Genomic DNA, 4,054 nt, shown 5'->3' with positions numbered 1-4,054 from the left:
TGCATGGCATTTGTGATGTATACCAATCACAAACACATAAAAAACTAAAGCTCAAATTTGTAATTAAAGTCCAACTTACCATCAGGATAAACAACGATATTATCAATTAAAGTACTGAAAGCATGGTGAAGATCTTCGTCATGTTTTTTTAGTTGCTTAAAGGCTTCTTGGATACTTTCGATATCAATTTTAACTTCTTCTTCCTGGCTTAATAAAAAGATACGGTCTGTTAAACTCTTTATCTCTGATTCATATTCATTTCTCTTTTGTTGAAATTCTTGTTTAGTAATCAATTTGTCCTTAAGGTATAAGTCGATTAAATCTTTATTCATTTGTTCTATGGTGTTTTTTTGTTTATCCAATGATGAAATTTCTTTTTGTTTTTGCTGCTGTATATTATTCTCGAAGTTTAATTTTATTTTTCTTCCTTTTAACTGAATTTTTTTCAATACAAATTCTCTAAAATCTTCATACCTAATAGGAGTATGATTTACACATCCATATTTACCTCCACGTCTGTAGGCACTACATTTTAAGTATTTCCATTCTGTTCTGGTCCCATCTTGTTTCTTTCTGAATGATTGAACAATTACCATGTTGGATCCGCATTCAGAACACTTTAATAGTCCTCGAAATTCATTCCATGCAGTTATTTTGGTTTTCTTGTTCGTTACCTCTTTGCTATTAGCTGTTTCCCATTCTTGTTTCGAAATAATTGCTGGGTGATGATCCTCATATATAATCCATTTTTCCCTTGGATTTTGAATTTGCTTTTTTCGACCGTTTATTTTTATTTTGGTATAACGGTTATAAACAAAAATACCTGCATATGTTGGATTCTGAATAATTCGCTGAACAGTCGTTACCTGCCATTTATCCTTTTTACGTGGTTTAGATACATTCCCTTTAATCATTTCTTCATTTAAGAGACGAGTTATTGTTTTAAAACCAAAACCATCATGAAGGTACCATCTAAATATCTGTCTTATTGTAGGAGCTTCTTCTTCATATATTATTAGCTTTTTTTCTTCTGTTGAATAACCAAATGGAATTGGACCTATATGTTCCCCTCTACGTACTTTTGCAGCTAGTGCACCGGAAATCGAAACAGATAAAGTTTTAGGGTATTGAGCAGCAAACATAGAAAACATTTCAAACTTCATATCGTTTTTACCTTCGTAAAGGCTGTCATACCCTTCCTCGATTGTTACTAGTCGGACTCCATGTGCAAGAAGTATTTCTTTAATTTCAAGAGCATCCTTCATATCCCTTGCTAGACGGTGAATAGATTTAAATATAACCATTTTAATTTCACGTTTACGTGATTTTTCTAGTACAAGCTGCATTGCTACACGATCTAAAAGTATGGTTCCACTTATACCATTGTCCAAGACAATCGACTGTTCATTCCACTCATAACCATTTTTTTCAATCCAGTCTCGACAAATATCAATTTGGTTTTCGATCGATGATACTTGCTCATCTTTTTCAGTTGATACACGACCATAAACTAAATACGGATATTCAGAATAACTAATTATTGTTTTATCTTCGTTGTAGTTTAACAGCAAAATAATCCCCCCTTTGCTATTGGTACATTTTATGGGTAAACTCCTGTTGTGATTACTTATAATTATACCGAACATTTGTTTTTATTTCTATAAAAAAAATAACTTATATATAATATAGTAGAAACTAGTTATTTATTAGTGGGGATAACGCATGGAATATATATGTAAATTAAATGCAATTTTAACTGAAAGAAATATTACGAACGAAGAATTTACAGATAAAATTGGGATCAGTCGTGCTGCTTTGAAGGGGATAATAAACAACGAAACCTTGCCCTCGTTTTCTGTGGCATTTCATATATCAGAAATATTGAAAATGGATATTAGAGATATTTGGATAAGAGTTAAAGAACAGACGGCAGACGGCATACTCGATGACTATATTGAGTCATTAGAACTATCAGTAAGAGCAGAAAATGCATTACGTCGAAAACGGATAGTGACTGTTAGAGACCTATTAGATTCTGACTTTGATTTCAAAAAAATAAGAGGTGTAGGAGAACAAATTGAGGCGGAAATTATTAATAAAATATCAGAAGTAAGAACTAGAATTAAGCAATTTAATAAAAAATAACCGTCCCAAAAGGGCGGTCTATTTAATACGTTTCTTTAAATTACTAAAATGCATTGGGTATTTATTTAACATTTCTTCAGCAGTTCCTTTATCCTTAATTGGTATATCAGTTCCACATTCTTCGTGTATCAGTCCATTTAAGATATCCATGATTACTCTATGATTTAATCTCATAGGCTGCTTACAAACCGGACAACGTGGTACTACTTTTTCAGACATCGAAATACCCCCTAATTAGAATGTATTTACAATATTCTACAATTATCTAGGTATTTCCTCTTAGTCCACAATTTTTATATCTGTTATTTCATTAAAATTTATATAATCAGTGTTATTGTTCATTTCTTTTAGCTTGAACTGTTTTTTTATATGGTCTATATTAATCACTTTTCCGGTAATCTGATGTTGAATACAATGTGTAATCAACTTAAATTCTACGGGAAGATCGTATTCCATTGAGTAATGGACCACACCTTCTAATTGTTCAATTTGATATTCTTCCAAAATTGGCATTGATACCAGCTGATCTTCTTGCCAAATGTCTTGCAACTCTTTTATATGTTCGGGCATAAAGAATCCATGCCATTTCATTAGACCTCTGTCTTTCAATTTATCTAAATCCATTATTAATCACCCTTATTATTTATCTATTGAGGAACGCTTTCTACTTTCAAAATATCTAAGAAAGGAATCTTTACTTTCTCGAATCCGTTTTCTACATGTATTAATTTTGTCTGGCCATCCAATTTTACTATCTTACCTTGTACCTGCCCTTTCTGCCATACAGTAAGGATTACCTCATTTTCTTCTTTAAATGCTTCAACAAGCGTTTTTCCTAATTCTTCTAATTCAAATTCATCTCGAGTTGGTCTTTGTGGCTTTGATTTTTTTGGCATTTTAACTCCCATTGATTATTCCCCCATTTGAAAACATGAATTATTATTCTTATTATATAAGAACATACGTTCTAAATTCAAGTAAAAAAAATAAGCCTGAAAAGGCTATTAACCGAAAAACGTATATTTGCTTTTTATTTCTTTAAAGGAGCCAACTTCTTTGATCTCAAATATACCCCTGTAACAAAATAAATGCGTAAGGGTGTTGAAGATATCCATAATCAGTTTGTCGTCATCTTTAATAACTTTTCTACACTTTTGACAGTGTATTTCCAATTTTGTTCCTCCTTATACAAGTCTTATTAACTATTTCTAGAAATAGGTAAAAAGTCCTTTGATTCTACAAAAAAATAAGTCCCTCTCGAAAAGGGCTTTTCACTTGGAAGTAAGTCAAGGTGTTATACTAATATTTGTAAGAGACAATTAAATTATACCTACTTCAGTCATGAAAATCATAAAAAATACACCTACTTTGTAAGTGGCGTTTGAGTCAAAAAGTATATTTCTTTCTAGGTATATAAAAGTATCAAAACAGTATATTTTTCATATATTTTAATTAGTCCACTTTATTCCTAAAGGTCCATTTTTTAAAGAAGCATTTTCGGATGCTTCTTTTTTTGTAATATGCACATATCTAGCTGAATTACAAAAAGCCAACAATTGATTTGTTTACTTAAGTTATGTCTTATTGTAGTTAAGAAGCCTTTAAAAACAAATTACATAATAATTTATTGAAGAATGTAATGAAAGAACCTTTAATTGATGAAAGAAGATATACATTAATTTCCTAAAGAGACATAACCCTTATTGAACTGCAATTTTAGTTCAATAAGAACAGCTGCCTTTTATGGCAGCTTCGTTCTTACCTGTGGGCTCTGGAAACACTTTTTAAAATCATTTACTTAATAGAATCTACGTCTTCTTCTTTCAAATTCAAAGCGCCTTCTTCTTTCAAATTCAAAAGGGAAAAACTCTCTTCTTTCAAATTCAAAGGGGAAAAACTCTCTTCTTCT

Annotated in this window: 5 protein-coding genes; 1 reads left to right on the top strand and 4 read right to left on the bottom strand. The window is 31.1% G+C overall.

Translation table 11 applies throughout. From position 1 onward, the window contains the following. Positions 1-44 precede the first annotated feature (44 nt). Positions 45-1,571, bottom strand: coding sequence for a recombinase family protein (locus ACQKP0_RS25645; RefSeq protein WP_427408644.1), 1,527 nt, complete (start codon positions 1,569-1,571; stop codon positions 45-47). Positions 1,572-1,722: 151 nt separating this feature from the next. Between ACQKP0_RS25645 and ACQKP0_RS25640 the strand changes: the two genes are divergently transcribed. Continuing rightward, positions 1,723-2,145 (top strand): DNA-directed RNA polymerase subunit alpha C-terminal domain-containing protein, encoded by a 423-nt coding sequence (locus tag ACQKP0_RS25640; RefSeq protein WP_427408643.1) that lies wholly within the window; start codon positions 1,723-1,725, stop codon positions 2,143-2,145. An 18-nt stretch (positions 2,146-2,163) separates the two neighbouring features. On the opposite strand, the gene ACQKP0_RS25635 is transcribed toward ACQKP0_RS25640, so the two are convergent. The 3 genes from ACQKP0_RS25635 to ACQKP0_RS25625 are packed head-to-tail and all read right to left on the bottom strand — an operon-like array spanning position 2,164 to position 3,053. Further along, a complete protein-coding gene (locus tag ACQKP0_RS25635; protein WP_427408642.1) occupies positions 2,164-2,364 on the bottom strand; it encodes a hypothetical protein in 201 nt (66 codons plus the stop codon). A 60-nt stretch (positions 2,365-2,424) separates the two neighbouring features. Beyond that, positions 2,425-2,769, bottom strand: a complete 345-nt coding sequence (locus ACQKP0_RS25630) for a YolD-like family protein (protein ID WP_427408641.1) — start codon at positions 2,767-2,769, stop codon at positions 2,425-2,427. A gap of 23 nt (positions 2,770-2,792) precedes the next feature. Beyond that, positions 2,793-3,053, bottom strand: coding sequence for a YolD-like family protein (locus ACQKP0_RS25625; RefSeq protein WP_427408640.1), 261 nt, complete (start codon positions 3,051-3,053; stop codon positions 2,793-2,795). Positions 3,054-4,054 lie beyond the last annotated feature (1,001 nt).

Origin of the sequence: Heyndrickxia sp. NPDC080065 (genome assembly GCF_050281185.1) — a bacterium.
GTDB lineage: Bacteria > Bacillota > Bacilli > Bacillales > Bacillaceae_C > Heyndrickxia.
This window is presented reverse-complemented; position numbering and strand designations above follow the sequence as displayed.

Bases quoted from the DNA above. Each gene is read 5' to 3' on its own strand.
- ACQKP0_RS25640 (WP_427408643.1), top strand. From the start codon at position 1,723: ATGGAATATATATGTAAATTAAATGCAATTTTAACTGAAAGAAATATT.
- ACQKP0_RS25635 (WP_427408642.1), bottom strand. From the start codon at position 2,364: ATGTCTGAAAAAGTAGTACCACGTTGTCCGGTTTGTAAGCAGCCTATG.
- ACQKP0_RS25630 (WP_427408641.1), bottom strand. From the start codon at position 2,769: ATGGATTTAGATAAATTGAAAGACAGAGGTCTAATGAAATGGCATGGA.
- ACQKP0_RS25625 (WP_427408640.1), bottom strand. From the start codon at position 3,053: ATGGGAGTTAAAATGCCAAAAAAATCAAAGCCACAAAGACCAACTCGA.